This is a genomic window from Proteus vulgaris, from assembly GCF_016239305.1.
Lineage (GTDB): Bacteria > Pseudomonadota > Gammaproteobacteria > Enterobacterales > Enterobacteriaceae > Proteus > Proteus vulgaris_C.
The window spans coordinates 1-16,838 of record NZ_JAEHOQ010000011.1 but is presented as its reverse complement, the minus strand read 5'-3'; the positions used below and the strand labels follow the sequence as shown (position 1 = coordinate 16,838).

Sequence of the window (16,838 nt, the reverse complement as noted above, 5' to 3'; positions counted from 1 at the left end):
TTTACTTATTGATAATTAACGCATTATTTTTATCGGTAAAAATAACATTAACCGGCAATATAAGTGGAATTGCGGTAATAAAGTCTTTGGCATCATTAATGTTAGCGATCCCTGAGACTTTCATTTTGGCAATTTCGGGTGAGGCAATTTGAATATTGATATCAAGATAAGGTTTGAGTTTGGTTATTACTTCATTCAATGGGCGTTCAAAGAAATGCAGTTGACCAAACCGCCAACTTCCCACGGAATCAATCTTCACAGAAGAAATAACAAAACTGTCACTCGTTAATTTGCTGGTGGCTTGAGAGCCTGCATGCAAATAAGCAGGAGAAGATTTAGGCGTTGCTTTAACTTCAACGATACCTTCATGAACAGCAACGTTAATTTGATTGTTATCATAGCGACTGACTTCAAATTCAGTACCGACAACTTTAATTAATCGTGTATCTGCATGCACATAAAAAGGACGATATGGATTTGATTTTACTTTGAAATAAGCCTGACCTTTATCTAGCCATAAACGCCTTTCTTCTTGTACATAAGCAACTCTCACTTGCGTATTTCTGTCTAAATAGACTTTAGATCCATCTGCTAAGGTCATTTCTTTTGGTAAGTCACTGGTTGCAAGCGTCATATTATCCATCAGTAATGCGGGTAAATGACTATAAGGAAGATATAAAACAGTGAGTAGACAAAAAGTTGCGGTAGTGTGGATTGCGGGGCGCCAAAGAGAACGATTTTTCTTTTTAACAGTGGTTATTGTTGGTCGTGATAATGCATCACATTGACGCCAAATCCCCGCAATATCTTGATACGCTTGCCGATTTACATCATTTCCTATCCATTCTTTAAATTCTTGGCGTTGTTTGGGTGTCATTCTTTGGCTGTGCTGCCGGGTGAACCAAAGGGCCGCTTGCTCATCAATAGAGTCATTGAGTAATTCATCATCAGTTTCTAAAAAAAGAGGATCTGCTCCCTCATCTGTGTGAGGTTTAGTTTCCGGTATATTTTTTTCCGGCTTACTCATCATTCGTGCATTTCTCCTGTCCTGCATCGACGTATCTTTTGCAATGTAATAGAGCAGCCGCAATATGTTTTTCCACCATACTAATTGAGATCTCCATTTGTTCTGCAATTTCGCTTTGTGATAAACCATCAAAACGATAAAGAACAAACGCTTCTCGGCGGCGTGGGGGCAAAGTTGCAATTGCTTCACTAAGTAGATCTAAACGTTGTTGATGCTCAAGGACGTATCCCGGATCAAGCTCAGTAGTATAATTTTGAGCCGCATCATCTAATTCATAATCATCCTGATAGATATCTTTCTGCTTTTGATTTTTTCTCCAATGGTCAATCAAAACGTGATTCGCTATTTTAAACAAAAAAGCACGCTGTTCTTGTACAGGTGTTTGTTCTTTTCTGTTTAACCATAGTGTAAACACATCTTGAGACAAATCATCTGCATCATGGTAATTACCCGTACGTTTGTGGAAAAAACGCACAAGTTGTCCATAGGTTGATTGATAGGCACAACTAATTTTTTGCGCCAATGATTTATCGCTAGCCATAATCTCTGGTGTCTAAAAAAGAGTGAAATAATAAGCTCTTACTGCTTCTCATGCGAACAAATTATGATAATTATCAAGCTAATTTTTTATTGTATTATTAATAATAAGCAATATCATTTGTGTTTATATTATGCCTATAATTCACCAGAAAGAAAATCAGAGGCAAGAATTATGAGTAGTATGTCGGCGACTTTTTCACGCCGTGGGTCATTTTCTATTGGTGGATTAACTGCCAGTATTTTATTTCATGCAACGCTAGTCGTTGTCGCCATTGGCTGGATAACCTCTAAAGATGAACGCCATGGTGTTTTACCACCAGCAATGACAATGGATCTTGGTATCTATCAATTAGCTCAGGCAGAAACAAAAGACGTTCCTGTTGGGCCTGAAAAAGTGATGTCTGTTCCTGAACCCGCAGAAACAGAACCAGAACCAGTGAAAGAAGTATTAGATTTACCTAAAATGCCAGTGGTTGCACAAGGCACTTATGAGCGTATCCCTGAAAAACCCAAAGTAAAACCAGTGGTCAAACCAAAGCAAGTTACTGTAAAAGTGCCGGATGATCTTCCTGTCTCTGAAGCTCCATCAGACGTAACAAGTGCACCTATCTCTGGTTCTAATACAAGCAGTAGCGCACAATTTAATAGTTTCTCTTCTTCTTCCGTAAGTGGGAAAATGGGGTGGGAAAGTTTAGTGCATAGCCATATTGAGATGTATAAACGTTATCCAAGAACAGCAATACGTTTTAAAGCGACAGGCGTGACACAAGTTTCTATTGTGTTAAATGCCAAAGGTGAATTATTAGATGCTAAAGTGGAAACATCATCAGGTAATCGCATTCTTGATAGAGAAGCTTTAAATACCATTAAACGCGCTTCGCCATTTCCTGCACCTGAAAGCTATCGTTTAGAAAATGGTAATGTTTCGTTTACTGCGCCGTTAACGTTTGAGTATAAGCAAGAGAGTTAATTAATACGGCTCTACAATTATTTATTAAATTTCAAACTATTTAACTATGTAACTATAAAAAAAGCAGAGAATAATCTCTGCTTTTATTTTAGTCGTAAGGAAAATAATTAAATTTATTTTGTCATACGTTTGTACTTCATGCGACGAGGCTGAATAGCTTCGTTGCCCAGTGTACGTTTTTTGTATTCTTCATATTCGGTAAAGTTACCTTCGAAGAATTCCACTTTACCTTCATCTTGGTAATCGATGATATGAGTGGCAATACGGTCAAGGAACCAACGGTCATGGGAAATAACCATGGCACAACCAGGGAACTCTAACAGGGCATTTTCCAATGCACGTAAAGTTTCAACGTCGAGGTCGTTGGTTGGTTCATCGAGCAGTAACATATTACCGCCAACTTGTAGCAGTTTAGCAAGGTGTAAACGACCACGCTCACCACCAGACAGTTCGCCAACACGTTTACCTTGGTCAACGCCTTTAAAGTTAAAGCGACCAACGTAAGCGCGGCTTGGAATTTCAAAGTTACCAATACGCATAATGTCTTGGCCACCTGAGACTTCTTCCCAAACAGTTTTACTGTCATCCATGCTGTCGCGGAACTGATCAACAGAAGCTAATTTAACAGTATCACCTAGCACTAAAGTACCTGAATCTGGTTGTTCTTGACCAGCGATCATACGAAATAGTGTTGATTTACCCGCACCATTAGGGCCGATAATACCAACAATCGCCCCTTTAGGAATAGAGAAGCTTAAATCATCAATCAGAACGCGATCACCATAAGATTTTGTTAGATTGTTAATTTCTAACACTTTATCCCCTAAACGTGGTCCAGGTGGAATAAAGAGTTCACTGGTTTCATTACGTTTTTGATAATCAACGCTATTAAGTTCTTCAAAGCGAGCCAGACGAGCCTTACCTTTTGCTTGACGGCCTTTAGGATTTTGGCGGATCCACTCAAGTTCTTTTTGGATTGATTTATGGCGAGCCGCTTCAGTTGCTGCTTCTTGTTCAAGACGCGCGTCTTTTTGCTCTAGCCATGAAGAGTAGTTACCTTCCCATGGAATACCTTCACCACGGTCAAGTTCTAAGATCCAACCTGCTACGTTATCAAGGAAGTAACGGTCGTGCGTGATTGCTACAACAGTTCCTTCATAATCGTGTAAGAAGCGTTCTAACCAAGCCACAGATTCTGCGTCTAAGTGGTTAGTGGGTTCATCTAATAACAGCATATCTGGTTTTTCTAACAGAAGTCGACAGATAGCAACACGGCGACGTTCCCCCCCTGAAAGTTTCTCAATTTTAGCGTCCCATTCAGGCAAGCGCAGTGCCTCTGCTGCACGCTCTAATTGATTTTCAAGGTTATGACCATCATGAGATTGAATAATCGCTTCTAATTGACCTTGTTCTTTAGCTAATTTATCAAAATCAGCATCAGGATCGGCATAAGCAGCGTAAACTTCATCAAGGCGGTTTAAGGCGTTTTTTAGTTCGCTAACGGCTTCTTCAACGGCTTCACGTACGGTATGTTCGGGGTTTAATTTTGGTTCTTGTGGTAAATAACCAATTTTAATACCTGGTTGTGGACGTGCTTCACCTTCAATATCAGTATCGATACCTGCCATAATGCGAAGTAATGTTGATTTACCGGCACCATTTAGACCAAGCACACCAATTTTCGCGCCCGGGAAGAAGCTGAGTGAAATGTTTTTAAGGATATGTCGTTTGGGTGGGACAATTTTCCCGACACGCAACATACTATAAACGTATTGAGCCACTATAATTACCCTTTGATTATAAAAGAGATTTTCTCTGAGGTGCCGTTTTTCGCGATAAAAACAAATTTTTTGTAATTAAGCCACGTTTTTAGGGCACCTAAATGAACAATAGCAAAGTCAATGTCAGTAATTTGCCAAAGACCCGAAAATGATGAAAGTCGCCAGTATACCCGATTTATAAAAGAAAACCTTAGTCAAAAGCGAGGTTTTTATCTACCTTTCGTGCTTCCTCTGAAAGTAATGAAAATTTCTCTTAAAGAGGGGAACTTACATTGTTAATGATTATCATATTAGCTAATGTATTCAGTATTTGGTGGTTCTATTTGAGGTGGGAGACATTACGTGGTTAAGCAAAAGTGGTCATTAGCAGTCGCAATAGGGGCATTGTGTTTTTCAACATGGACACAAGCGGATTCATTAAGTGAACAACGTGTTCGCTATCAAGAGATTAAGACTGCATGGGATCTTAAAAAAACAGATGAAGTAGAAAAATTACTCCCGACATTAGAAAATTATCCACTTTATCCTTATCTGGAATATCGCCAAATCACCGATAATCTTGATGTTATTGCGCCTGCTGCGGTGACTGAGTTTGTCGCGAAATATCCGACATTACCACCAGCAAAAGCACTTCCTTCGCTATTTGTAAATGAATTGGCTAAGCGTCAAGAATGGCAAAATTTACTGACCTTTAGTCCTAACCCACCGAACCCCAAAGCAGCTAGATGTAACTATTATTATGCCAAGTGGGTAACTGGTGATATTCAAACTGCATGGATAGGAGCAAAAGAAGCATGGCTAAATGGCACATCAATGCCATCAAGTTGTGATCCTCTTTTTGATGAATGGCAAAAAGCCAATCAATTAACACCAGAGTTAGTATTAGAACGAATTAACTTAGCGATTAAAAATGGAAATACAGGGCTTGCGGCTTATTTAGCAAGACGTCTCCCTGAAAACTATCAAACGATTAGTGATGCTTTAGTTGAATTACAAGACTATCCAAACTTAGTTGGGCGCTATGCAACTGCGCTTTCACCAACCGATTTCACTCGTTCTATCATACAATCGGCATTTTCACGTTGGGCAAGAAAAGATGCAGATGCGGCTAGGGCGCAATTGGATAATATCGCACATGCACAAAAAATGACGGCGAGTGAACGTCAATTAATGCGTGATACTGTGGCGTGGCAATATATGCCTTATGCCACACCTGAACAGGTAAAATGGCGTGATAGCGTTATTCAAGATACCGCATCAGATACACTGCGTGAACGTCGTGTACGCCTAGCATTAAGCCAAAATCAACCCGCTGAATTAGCATTGTGGTTGGAAAGACTCTCTCCTGAAAGTAAAAATAAGGAAGAGTGGCGTTATTGGCGTGCAATGGTATTGCAATCTCAAGGTAAAAACAGCGAAGCACAAGCTATTTTAGAAGCACTAATGCAAAATCGTGGTTTTTATCCAATGGTTGCAGCGACCAAACTAGGCAAGCCTTATGTGATGATGATAGATAAAGCACCGAGTGTTTCATCAAGCATCCCTAATCAGCCAGAAGTACAACGTGTTCGTGAATTAATGTATTGGCAAATGGACAACTTAGCGCGCTCAGAGTGGGCAAACTACGTTGCCTCACAACCCGCACAAATGCAGTCTGAATTAGCACGTTATGCATTTGAACAAAAGTGGGCTGATTTAGCAGTGCAAGCCACTATTACAGGAAAAATGTGGGATCACTTAGAAGAGCGTTTTCCACTTGCGTGGAAAAACGAGTTTGAACAATACACGAAAGATAAATCAATTGATCGCAATTATGCAATGGCAATCGCTCGCCAAGAAAGTGCGTGGAACCCACAAGCACGCTCCTCAGCTGGCGCAACAGGTTTAATGCAGGTAATGCCAAAAACAGCTGAATTTACGGTAAAACAAGCGGGTATTACGGGCTATGTTAGTAGTACGCAGTTAACAAATCCGGTGAAAAATATTGAGATTGGTACTGCTTATCTTGATTCTGTCTATCAAAGATTTAACCAAAACCGTATTTTGGCAAGCGCTGCATATAATGCGGGGCCTGCACGTGTTGATCGTTGGTTATCTGATGCAAATGGCCAATTAGATGCTATTGCGTTTGTAGAAAGTATTCCTTTTGCAGAAACCCGTGGTTATGTCAAAAATGTACTCTCTTTTGCTGTTTTTTATAGCTATTTTGCGGGTGAACAACAGCCAGTATTAACTGAGAATGAATGGAATAGTCGTTATTAAGGGATAAAAAGGCGATTTGTCGTGGGAGTCTCTTTGTACATTAGCAAAGTATGATATAGTTTGTACTAGTTAATGAGTGTGGCAAAAAGAGGCTTTCACGATGCAAGATCCTGCATTATCACCTGAAGAGAATGAGCACTGGCTAAGATTTGTTGAGTTATTACAACATGCATTTGAGCAAGATGTGCACTTTCCTATTTTACAGCTTTTAATGACACCTGATGAACGTAGTGCTTTGGCGACACGAGTACGCATTGTGCAAGAATTAATGCGGGGAGACTTAAGTCAGCGTGAGCTAAAAGAAGAGCTAGGCGTTGGGATTGCCACTATTACTAGAGGCTCTAATAGCTTAAAAACAGCACCACATGAAGTGAAATTATGGCTTGAAAAAGAGCTAATGACGAAAAAATAGTTGCATAATAATAATGTAACTTAGAATAATAAAAAGCCATTTAATCAAATAATTAAATGGCTTTTTGCTTTCTTTTTTACCAAAAAAACACATATCAGATTAATTATTAATCTTCTTTTTGATTGAGTTCTTTATAGATATCGTGAGTCACAGGCACTAATGCCAGAACTAATGCTTGCTGATAAACAGAAGTACGGCTAAGTAGGCCATCGGTAAAATAACCAATTGCACCACCACGTTGTTTAATGTTGTCAATTTTAGTTAAGAAAGCCATTTCATCACCAAGCTCTCTGCCTTCACGGATCCCTTTTAAGATCTGCTCTGGCAGCATAAGGCTTGCAGAGCGTGATTCTCCACGAATTTTTCCATGTTCGACAACAATCCAAGCAAAAGTCATATCATCTTCAATACCGGCTTCAACACCTACCCAAAAATCCGCTTCAGGGCGAACTTGGCGAGCTGCCATTACGCGCTGACGTGCGCCAGTTCTCGTTTCTGTATTTCCAATAGGTTGTTGTGGAACACGGCTATCGACATTAATATCTTCAATATCAAAGGTATCTTTACCGAACACTTGCTCAAAAGCGAGTTTTATCGCGTTGATTTTTGCTGGATTCGTAGTGGCTGCAATGACATGATACATAATGAATTAATCATCCTTTGAAAAATTAGAGCAGTATAACGGAAAAAATGTATGTTACAGGTCTATCTTGTTCGCCACGGTGAAACTGAATGGAACGTGGCGAGACGTATTCAAGGGCAATCTGATAGCCCACTAACAGCAAATGGTGTGCGTCAAGCACAGCAAGTTGCTGAAAAAGTAAAATCAGCAGGTATTACCCACATTATCTCAAGCGATCTTGGCCGTACTCGTCAAACGGCAGAAATCATTGCACAAGCTTGTGGTTGTGAAGTGATAACTGACTCACGTTTACGTGAACTCAATATGGGCGTTCTTGAACAGCGAGAGATCGCAACATTAAAGACACAAGAAGAGGCTTGGCGCAAGAGTTTGATTGATGGTACACCTGATGGGCGAATTCCCCAAGGAGAATCAATGGCTGAATTAGCAAGTCGAATGCAGGCTGCGTTAAATCAATGCCTTGATTTGCCCGAAAATAGCCGCCCACTCTTAGTGAGCCATGGTATTGCATTAGGATGTTTGCTGAGTACAGTTTTGGGATTACCTGCATATGCAGAACGTCGTTTAAGACTGCGTAATTGTTCAATCTCTCGTGTCGATTATCAAAATAGCCCTTGGCTTGCCAATGGTTGGGTGATTGAAACGGCTGGAGATGTGAGTCATCTTACTGATACAGCATTAGATGAAGTTCAACGCTAAAAAATAAAAGCTCTCTTTGAAGTGACTATCAAGAGAGCTTTTTCTTATGCAGCTACATCTTCACGTTTAATGGGGATGTAATATTCAAAGCGTTCGATATGATCTTGTGGCTCTGTCACCATCTCATTACTGTAACGCACATTTTTAAGATAGTATTTTTCGACGTCATAACCTTTACGGCGAGTTAATCCCATTTTAGGTAAACAAACACCATAAATCAGGAATAAAAACTCCTGCATTGCCCCTCTTTTGGCCTCACCTTCGAAATCAAAGCGAATGTAATCACCACCTGCTAATGAGACTTCATTGGCTGCATCATCCTCAATAAATGTCGTATAGTCAGGCTCAACGGCTGTGGTATAAAGCACACGTTGCTCATCTTCATGTTCATCACTATGTTGTGCATGATGAAGACCATAAACTTGGCGAGGAACCGCATTTATTTTGCTCATATAGTAACGCCAGAATGTTTGGCGCATATCAGAACAAGCTTCTGCCCATTGCTCAAGTGTATGGCTACAGGTTTGTTCAATACCAATAAGTTTTTTCTCAGGTAATTGTACAAATTCCCATTTTGGTAAATTTTGAGGATCTAAGGTAATAGGAGGACAAATTCCTACAGCGCACCATTCATCAGTACGACGATAAAGTGCTGGAGTTCTATCAAATTGCTTTTTAAAAGCACGGGTAAACGTCTGTTGGGAATCAAAACGATATTGCAAAGCAATGTCTAAAATGGGGCGGCTCGTTAAACGTAATGCAACGGCCGCACGAGATAGACGCCTTGAACGAATATAAGAACCAATCGCTTGTCCTGTAACTTCTTTAAACATGCGTTGTAGATGCCACTTGGAGTAACCTGCTTTGGTTGCGACATTATCGAGGGATAATGGCTTATCGAGGTTACTATCAAGCCAAGCGAGCAAATCACGTATGATGTTGGTTTGATCCATACATCTCCCTTAGTCATATTCGTTTATTTATTGCGGTAAATGGTAAATAGCCTGAATATCTATAACAAGTTATATTGTTAGACAATCGTAAAATATAGTCTTTTTCAGCGACTGATGTACACAAATTCTTCTATCAGTTAGCAAAAGATTGTTTTATTCTAGGCCTAATTATTCTCTCATCTTTTCAATGGAACAAAGTAAATATGTTAAATTTCAAAAAGATGCTAGCAGTGTCTATCTTACTCCCTTTTTCTTTGATGGCAAAAGCAGAAGAAATAGGTTACGTCGATACCGTATTTAAGTTTTTTGGTGCTAACCATAAAATTGTGATTGAAGCATTTGATGATCCTGAAGTTAAAAATGTGACTTGTTATTTAAGTCGTGCAAAAACAGGAGGGATCTCAGGAAGCTTGGGTCTTGCTGAAGATACGGCGGATGCGGCAATTTCTTGTCAACAAGTGGGACCTATAGAACTCAGTGAAAAGGTCATTAAAGGAAAAAACCGAGGTGATGTAGTTTTCCAGAAAAGAACTTCTTTGGTTTTTAAAAAGCTTCAAGTCGTCCGTTTTTACGATAAAGAACGTCATGCGCTGATTTATCTAACTTATTCCGATAAAGTTATTGATGGTTCACCAAAAAATGCGATCAGTGCGGTGCCTATTATGCCGTGGAAAGAGTAATTTTTAATTATTAGATAACTTAATGATTAATAAAATTAATATGAATAAGGTTTAAAATTTTTTTTAAAAAGTAGCTATATTTTTTTTCAAAATAGTCGTTGAGATCAATTTTTATCTTTTGTCATTTTATTAATGCGATACTACATAAAAGAAAACCCCCGAATTTTATTTCAGGGGTTTTTTATTAGTTGAGTGTTCGAGATAAAATCAAATCACTCGTCTAAATCACCACAGAAACGATAACCTTCACCATGGATTGTGGCAATGATTTCAGGTGTATCTGGTGTAGATTCGAAATGCTTACGAATACGACGAATAGTAACGTCAACAGTACGATCATGAGGCTTCAATTCACGGCCTGTCATTTTCTTCAGTAATTCTGCACGAGTTTGGATTTTTCCTGGATTCTCGCAAAAATGTAGCATCGCACGAAATTCACTGCGTGGTAATTTGTATTGTTCACCAGCAGGACTGATCAGTGAGCGACTATTAATATCAAGCTCCCAACCATTGAATTTATAGCTCTCGACTAAACGACGTTCTTCTGTGCCATTAACTAAATTCATGGTGCGTGACAATAAGTTACGAGCACGAATCGTTAATTCACGTGGGTTAAAGGGTTTAGTAATGTAATCATCGGCACCAATTTCTAGGCCTAAGATTTTATCCACTTCATTATCACGACCTGTTAGGAACATTAATGCAACACTTGCCTGTTCACGTAATTCACGAGCCAGTAACAGCCCATTTTTACCAGGAAGGTTAATATCCATAATGACCAGATTAATATCATGATCAGATAGAACATTGTGCATTTCGTTGCCATCAGTGGCTTCGTGTACGATATACCCTTCAGCTTCGAATATGCTTTTCAGGGTATTACGAGTAACTACTTCGTCTTCAACAATCAGAATGTGCGGGGTTTGCATATTTGCTACCTAAAATTACCAAAAATAGAAAAAGGAAATCTGTGTTTAACTTCTGTGTGTGCACTTGTGTGGTTATTCATTTTTGTTATTAGCACGCAAAAACTAGACCCAGATTGAAATTCGATAAATAACCATCACGTTATTACAAAAAAATTACGATTTTAATCGACAATGAACGCTAAAATCAGAATGCAAAACGCCCATAGTCTATTAACAGCAATATAACACCAGTTGTATTAAATACCATCTAAAAAGCTAACTTTTGTTGACACATATCAAAATCAAGATAACAGCTTAACCCTGATTTCAATAGTTAACTATATAATTTGATTTATGTAATGTAAAAGAAAAATATATGTTAAATATAGTGGGGATTATTTTTTTTACCAGTTTTGTTACACAAATTAAAGGAGCCTAAAATACCTTATTCCTTATAAAAGTACAAATACCCAAATAACTCCAAAATAGTAGCTTTATTTTCTTTGTTTATCCCTTTGTGATAGGAATAACTATACTACAATAGGGGTAGTGCTCGAATAAATTTCATTTAAGTAGAGTTTGTTTTTTGAGTAAAAAAAATAAAAAATTTGACATCTCTCTCGCTTTGCTTTAACCAGTATATAGTCAAACTAAATTTGAGACAGACAGGATAGTTATGCGTATTTACAGCCCAGCTAAAATGACAATTATTACCACCACCACCGGAATTTTATATTGCGGGACGGGCTGTCGCATATAAAAAACGAAAATCGAAAAAGCCCGCATTGAGAAATGCGGGTTTTTTTTTGGGTAAAAAATCAGGAGAGTTGTATGCGAGTGTTAAAATTTGGGGGAACTTCAGTTGCCAATGCAGAGCGTGTGCTGAATGTTGCTGATATCGCTGAGAAAAAAAGAGAGCAAGGACAAGTCGCTCTTGTATTATCAGCACCAGCCAAAATAACGAATTATTTGGTTGCAATGATTGAAAAAACGGCAGAAGGCGAAGATCCTCTCACTCAAGTACGTGAAGCCGAACAAATTTTTGCCGATTTATTACAAGGTTTAAGAGAAAAACAGCCTGGTTTCGATTATGAACGTTTAAAAGATAAAGTTGAGCGTGAATTTGCTGAAATTAGACATATCCTTCATGGTATTTCTTTGTTAGGTCAATGCCCTGATAGCATTAATGCGGCAATGATTTGTCGTGGTGAAAAGCTCTCTATCGCTATTATGGAGTCTGTTTTACAAGCTCGTGGTTATAATGTCACAGTTGTTGATCCTGTAAAAAACTTACTCGCACAAGGTCACTATCTAGAATCTACCGTTGATATTCCTGAATCTACTCGTCGCATCTTGGAACTTAATATCGCAAAAGACGATATGATTTTAATGGCTGGTTTTACCGCAGGTAATGAAAAAGGTGAACTGGTTGTATTAGGTCGCAATGGGTCAGACTACTCTGCTGCAGTATTAGCAGCCTGTTTACGTGCTGAATGCTGTGAAATATGGACCGATGTTGACGGTGTTTATACCTGTGATCCACGTTTAGTGCCTGATGCTCGTTTATTAAAGGGCATGTCATATCAAGAAGCAATGGAACTCTCTTACTTCGGTGCTAAAGTACTTCATCCTCGTACTATTGCTCCAATCGCCCAATTCCAAATTCCTTGTTTGATTAAAAATACAGGTAATCCCGATGCACCGGGTACATTGATTGGTGATGGCCAAAAAGATGAGAGTACCCCAGTTAAAGGGATCACTAACCTTAATAACATGGCAATGATCAACGTATCAGGCCCGGGTATGAAAGGTATGGTGGGGATGGCGGCTCGCGTATTCTCTGTGATGTCGAGAGCAGGTATTTCTGTTGTTCTTATTACACAGTCTTCTTCTGAATACAGCATCAGCTTTTGTGTGCCACAAAAAGAATTAATGAGAGCGCAAAAAGCATTATCAGATGAATTCTATTTAGAATTAAAAGATGGTGTACTTGATCCATTAGATATCATGGAAAATGTAGCGATTATCTCCGTCGTGGGTGATGGTATGCGTACTCTGAAAGGGATTTCAGCACGATTCTTCTCTGCATTAACACGAGGCAATATTAATATTGTTGCCATTGCCCAAGGATCGTCTGAACGCTCTATTTCTGCGGTTATTGCAAATGACTCAGCAATTAATGCGGTACGTTTATGTCACCAAATGCTATTCAACACAAATCAAATTGTTGAAGTTTTTGTGATTGGTGCGGGTGGTGTAGGTAATGCATTAATCGAACAAATTCATCGTCAACAGGCATGGTTGAAAAATAAGCACATTGACCTTCGTGTATGCGGTATTGCCAATTCACGCGCCATGTTAACGAATATGCAAGGCATTGATTTAGATAATTGGCAACAAGCCTTAAAAGAAGCCAAAACACCTTTTAGTTTTAGTCAGCTTATTCGCTTAGAAAAAGAGTACCACTTCTTAAATCCAGTGATTGTAGATTGCACATCAAATGAGGAAATTGCGCAACAATACGCAAATTTCTTACAAAATGGTTTTAATGTGGTTACACCAAACAAAAAAGCGAATACGCTATCGATGGATTATTACTATCAAATCCGACAAGCCGCTGAAGCTTCACGTCGTAAATTTTTGTATGACACTAACGTGGGAGCAGGTTTGCCAGTTATTGAAAACTTACAAAATTTGCTTAATGCTGGTGATGAGTTGGTTCAGTTTAATGGTATTCTTTCCGGCTCACTCTCTTATATTTTTGGCCAATTAGACGAAGGTAAGAGTTTGTCAGAAGCAACGTTTTCAGCGAAAGAAAAAGGTTTTACAGAACCAGATCCTCGTGATGATCTTTCGGGGATGGATGTTGCGCGTAAATTGCTGATTTTAGCCCGTGAAGCAGGTTATAAATTAGAGTTAAGTGATATCGATGTAGAGCCAGTGTTACCGACTTCATTTGACAGCACAGGTGATATTGCAAGTTTCTTAAATCGTTTACCTCAAGTGGATGTTGAATTTGACGCTAAAGTCGAAGAAGCACAAAAAGCAGGTAAAGTATTACGCTATGTTGGTGTTATTAATGAAGGTCAATGTCAAGTTAAAATGATGGCTGTTGATGCTAATGATCCTCTGTTTAAAGTAAAAAATGGTGAAAATGCTTTAGCCTTTTACACTCGCTACTATCAGCCAATTCCATTGGTGTTACGTGGATATGGTGCAGGTAATGATGTTACTGCCGCTGGAGTGTTTGCAGATGTATTACGTACCTTATCATGGAAATTGGGAGTTTAAACGTGGTTAAAGTTTACGCACCGGCATCAATAGGTAACGTGAGTGTCGGATTTGATGTTCTTGGTGCCGCGGTTTCACCTATTGATGGGCAATTGCTTGGCGATTGTGTCACCGTTGATGCTGCTTCATCATTTACACTGGAAAGTAAAGGGCACTTTGTCAGCAAATTACCCGCTGATCCTAAACAAAATATTGTGTATCAATGTTGGCAGCTATTCTGTGAAAAACTAGGCAAAGAACTTCCTGTGGCAATGGTTTTAGAAAAAAATATGCCAATTGGTTCTGGTTTAGGATCAAGTGCTTGTTCTGTTGTTGCTGCATTAGTTGCACTTAATGAATTCGCTAAAAAGCCTTTCAGCGAAAGACAATTATTATTAATGATGGGTGAATTAGAAGGGCGTATTTCAGGGAGTGTGCATTATGATAATGTTGCACCTTGTTATTTAGGTGGTCTACAACTCATTCTTGAGCAAAATGGTGTCATTTGCCAATCTGTACCTACATTTGAAGACTGGTATTGGGTAATGGCTTATCCTGGAATTAAGGTCTCTACTGCGCAAGCCAGAGCCATATTGCCAAAAGAATATGCTAAGGCAGATATCATTAATCACGGACGCTATTTATCAGGTTTTATTCATGCTTGTCATACTCAACAACCTGAGTTAGCGGCAAATTTAATGAAAGATGTGATAGCAGAACCTTATCGCACTCAGTTGCTTCCAGGATTTGAAAAAGCCAGAGAAGCTTCACAAAAGAAAGGGGCGTTAGCTTGTGGTATTTCAGGCTCAGGTCCTACTCTTTTTACCATTACTGATTCATTAGAAATCGCACAAGATATGGCCGAATGGTTAAAACAACATTATGTACAAAATAGTGAAGGTTTTGTGCATATCTGCCGTTTAGATACGCGTGGCGCAAGACAGATAGGGTAAGTCATGAAATTATACAATTTGAAAGATAATCAAGAGCAAGTTAGCTTTGCTCAAGCGGTAAAGCAAGGTTTAGGTAAACACCAAGGTCTCTTTTTTCCACAAGACTTACCGTCGTTTTCTAAAACTGAAATTGATGAATTATTAGCGCTTGATTTTGCAACGCGCAGTAGCCGTATTTTAACTGCATTTATTGGTGATGAAATTCCTGCTGATGTATTAGCAAAACGAATTAACACTGCATTTGCATTTCCTGCACCTGTGACTCAGGTTGAAGACGACATTAGTTGTTTAGAGCTTTTCCATGGTCCAACATTAGCATTTAAAGACTTTGGTGGACGCTTTATGGCGCAGATGTTGTCAGAAGTTGCGGGCAATCAACCTGTAACTATTTTAACTGCAACATCTGGTGATACTGGTGCTGCCGTTGCTCATGCATTCTACAAATTAGAAAATGTACAAGTTGTTATTCTTTATCCTGAAGGCAAAATTAGCCCATTACAGGAAAAACTGTTCTGTACATTAGGTGAAAATATTCACACTGTTGCAATTAAAGATGACTTTGATGCTTGCCAATCATTAGTAAAACAAGCTTTTGATGATGAGTTTTTAAAGAAAACAATGCATTTGAATTCAGCAAACTCCATCAATATCAGCCGACTATTGGCTCAAATTTGTTATTACTTTGAAGCTGTTGCCCAAATCCCTGCTGAAAAACATGAACAACTCGTGATCTCTGTGCCAAGTGGTAACTTTGGTGATTTAACTGCTGGCCTATTAGCAAAATCTTTAGGATTACCTGTTAAACGCTTTATTGCAGCAACAAACGTAAATGATACGGTTCCTCGCTATTTAGATAATGGTAAATGGGAACCTCATCGTACTGTAGCAACACTTTCTAATGCAATGGATGTTAGCCAACCGAATAACTGGCCACGTATTGAGGAATTGTATCGTCGTAAAGAGTGGGATCTTTCTGATCTTTCACATGGCGCAGTGAATGATGAAACAACTGAAGAAACGGTACGTGAGCTTGCAAAAAAAGGGTATATTTCAGAGCCTCATGCTGCAGTTGCATATCGTTTATTACGTGATGAGCTTCAAGAAGGTGAATACGGTTTATTCCTAGGTACTGCACATCCGGCGAAATTTAAAGAGAGTGTAGAGCGTATTTTAGGTGGTGAATTACCATTACCAAAAGAGTTAGCTGAACGTGCTGATAAGCCACTACTTTCTCATTGCTTACCTGCTGACTTTACTCAATTACGTGAATTTTTATTAGAGCGTGCTCCTAAATAGAGTAATTTAAGTTTTAAAAAACATGAAGAGCCTTTGCAAAAATGTGAAGGCTCTTTTTTTATTATAAAAGTCTATTTTATTATCGTTTCCTTTTTTTAAATTAATAATAAAATAATTTAAAAAATTATTTTATTTAATAACAATGCTTATCTTTATATAAGTATCCTCTGTTTAATAATAAAAGGAATTTAAAATGGATAATGTGAAAATAGAATCAATTAGTTTAATAATAAATGAATTGGTAAATGATATTAGTGAATATATAGTAAATACCACACCCAATACAATTATATCAGAAGAAATTATAGAAAAGTCATTGTTATCAAGTTATTTAAAAAAACTTATCAGTAAAGGAGAGTATGCGGCTAATGACTATCTATTAGAAATAAAAAACATGCTTTACATATATAAAGAAAATAAAAAAGGAAATATTAAAGATGATAT

At 38.5% G+C, this 16,838-nt stretch carries 15 protein-coding genes; 9 read left to right on the top strand and 6 right to left on the bottom strand.

Translation table 11 applies throughout. The features are described 5' to 3' along the window. Position 1: 1 nt before the first annotated feature. Together JEP40_RS09645 and JEP40_RS09640 are read right to left on the bottom strand one after the other, a co-directional pair. Positions 2-1,030, bottom strand: a complete 1,029-nt coding sequence (locus JEP40_RS09645) for a FecR family protein (protein WP_232799231.1) — start codon at positions 1,028-1,030, stop codon at positions 2-4. Then, complete coding sequence (locus JEP40_RS09640; protein ID WP_198623391.1) at positions 1,020-1,568, bottom strand: RNA polymerase sigma factor; 549 nt, start codon at positions 1,566-1,568, stop codon at positions 1,020-1,022. The genes JEP40_RS09645 and JEP40_RS09640 overlap by 11 nt, the downstream gene beginning before the upstream one ends. A gap of 171 nt (positions 1,569-1,739) precedes the next feature. On the opposite strand from JEP40_RS09640, the gene JEP40_RS09635 reads away from it, so the two are divergent. Continuing rightward, a complete protein-coding gene (locus tag JEP40_RS09635) occupies positions 1,740-2,537 on the top strand; it encodes an energy transducer TonB (RefSeq protein WP_198623390.1) in 798 nt (265 codons plus the stop codon). A gap of 113 nt (positions 2,538-2,650) precedes the next feature. Here the strand turns inward: JEP40_RS09635 and ettA are convergent, their stop codons facing one another. Further along, positions 2,651-4,318 (bottom strand): energy-dependent translational throttle protein EttA, encoded by a 1,668-nt coding sequence (gene ettA / locus JEP40_RS09630; RefSeq protein WP_198623389.1) that lies wholly within the window; start codon positions 4,316-4,318, stop codon positions 2,651-2,653. 342 nt (positions 4,319-4,660) lie between these two features. On the opposite strand from ettA, the gene sltY reads away from it, so the two are divergent. Beyond that, entirely contained in the window at positions 4,661-6,580 is a 1,920-nt protein-coding gene (gene sltY, locus JEP40_RS09625) for a murein transglycosylase (RefSeq protein ID WP_198623388.1), read from the top strand. Positions 6,581-6,680: 100 nt separating this feature from the next. Then, on the top strand, positions 6,681-6,992 hold the full coding sequence (trpR, locus tag JEP40_RS09620; protein WP_072063739.1) for a trp operon repressor: 312 nt from the start codon (positions 6,681-6,683) through the stop codon (positions 6,990-6,992). Positions 6,993-7,098: 106 nt separating this feature from the next. Here the strand turns inward: trpR and yjjX are convergent, their stop codons facing one another. Then, positions 7,099-7,635, bottom strand: a complete 537-nt coding sequence (yjjX, locus tag JEP40_RS09615; RefSeq protein WP_109408072.1) for an inosine/xanthosine triphosphatase — start codon at positions 7,633-7,635, stop codon at positions 7,099-7,101. A 51-nt stretch (positions 7,636-7,686) separates the two neighbouring features. On the opposite strand from yjjX, the gene gpmB reads away from it, so the two are divergent. Further along, positions 7,687-8,334 carry a 2,3-diphosphoglycerate-dependent phosphoglycerate mutase GpmB gene (gene gpmB / locus JEP40_RS09610; RefSeq protein WP_072071036.1) on the top strand — a complete coding sequence of 216 codons (648 nt, stop codon included), beginning with the start codon at positions 7,687-7,689 and terminating at the stop codon, positions 8,332-8,334. A gap of 44 nt (positions 8,335-8,378) precedes the next feature. Here the strand turns inward: gpmB and robA are convergent, their stop codons facing one another. Next, the gene (robA, locus tag JEP40_RS09605; protein ID WP_198623387.1) at positions 8,379-9,287 is read right to left on the bottom strand and encodes an MDR efflux pump AcrAB transcriptional activator RobA; all 909 of its coding nucleotides are present in this window, start codon (positions 9,285-9,287) and stop codon (positions 8,379-8,381) included. 221 nt (positions 9,288-9,508) lie between these two features. Here robA and creA point away from each other — a divergent pair, with 221 nt between their 5' ends. Beyond that, positions 9,509-9,967: a protein CreA gene (gene creA / locus JEP40_RS09600; protein WP_174704115.1), complete on the top strand. Its 459-nt coding sequence runs from the start codon at positions 9,509-9,511 to the stop codon at positions 9,965-9,967. Between the two features lie 212 nt (positions 9,968-10,179). Here creA and arcA read toward each other — a convergent pair whose 3' ends face one another. Then, positions 10,180-10,896 carry a two-component system response regulator ArcA gene (arcA, locus tag JEP40_RS09595; protein WP_006535263.1) on the bottom strand — a complete coding sequence of 239 codons (717 nt, stop codon included), beginning with the start codon at positions 10,894-10,896 and terminating at the stop codon, positions 10,180-10,182. A gap of 810 nt (positions 10,897-11,706) precedes the next feature. Between arcA and thrA the strand changes: the two genes are divergently transcribed. From thrA to JEP40_RS09575, 4 genes are all read left to right on the top strand, one after another. After that, positions 11,707-14,166 carry a bifunctional aspartate kinase/homoserine dehydrogenase I gene (gene thrA / locus JEP40_RS09590; protein WP_198623386.1) on the top strand — a complete coding sequence of 820 codons (2,460 nt, stop codon included), beginning with the start codon at positions 11,707-11,709 and terminating at the stop codon, positions 14,164-14,166. Further along, a complete protein-coding gene (gene thrB, locus JEP40_RS09585; protein ID WP_198623385.1) occupies positions 14,148-15,098 on the top strand; it encodes a homoserine kinase in 951 nt (316 codons plus the stop codon). The genes thrA and thrB overlap by 19 nt, the downstream gene beginning before the upstream one ends. A 3-nt stretch (positions 15,099-15,101) precedes the next feature. Then, a complete protein-coding gene (gene thrC / locus JEP40_RS09580) occupies positions 15,102-16,394 on the top strand; it encodes a threonine synthase (RefSeq protein WP_198623384.1) in 1,293 nt (430 codons plus the stop codon). A gap of 193 nt (positions 16,395-16,587) precedes the next feature. Beyond that, positions 16,588-16,838 (top strand): hypothetical protein (locus tag JEP40_RS09575; RefSeq protein WP_198623383.1); only part of this gene is annotated, 251 nt, incomplete at its 3' end.

Bases quoted from the DNA above. Each gene is read 5' to 3' on its own strand.
- thrB (WP_198623385.1), top strand. From the start codon at position 14,148: ATGGAAATTGGGAGTTTAAACGTGGTTAAAGTTTACGCACCGGCATCA.
- arcA (WP_006535263.1), bottom strand. From the start codon at position 10,896: ATGCAAACCCCGCACATTCTGATTGTTGAAGACGAAGTAGTTACTCGT.
- JEP40_RS09645 (WP_232799231.1), bottom strand. From the start codon at position 1,030: ATGATGAGTAAGCCGGAAAAAAATATACCGGAAACTAAACCTCACACA.
- JEP40_RS09640 (WP_198623391.1), bottom strand. From the start codon at position 1,568: ATGGCTAGCGATAAATCATTGGCGCAAAAAATTAGTTGTGCCTATCAA.
- thrC (WP_198623384.1), top strand. From the start codon at position 15,102: ATGAAATTATACAATTTGAAAGATAATCAAGAGCAAGTTAGCTTTGCT.
- thrA (WP_198623386.1), top strand. From the start codon at position 11,707: ATGCGAGTGTTAAAATTTGGGGGAACTTCAGTTGCCAATGCAGAGCGT.
- yjjX (WP_109408072.1), bottom strand. From the start codon at position 7,635: ATGTATCATGTCATTGCAGCCACTACGAATCCAGCAAAAATCAACGCG.
- creA (WP_174704115.1), top strand. From the start codon at position 9,509: ATGCTAGCAGTGTCTATCTTACTCCCTTTTTCTTTGATGGCAAAAGCA.
- robA (WP_198623387.1), bottom strand. From the start codon at position 9,287: ATGGATCAAACCAACATCATACGTGATTTGCTCGCTTGGCTTGATAGT.
- gpmB (WP_072071036.1), top strand. From the start codon at position 7,687: ATGTTACAGGTCTATCTTGTTCGCCACGGTGAAACTGAATGGAACGTG.
- trpR (WP_072063739.1), top strand. From the start codon at position 6,681: ATGCAAGATCCTGCATTATCACCTGAAGAGAATGAGCACTGGCTAAGA.
- JEP40_RS09635 (WP_198623390.1), top strand. From the start codon at position 1,740: ATGAGTAGTATGTCGGCGACTTTTTCACGCCGTGGGTCATTTTCTATT.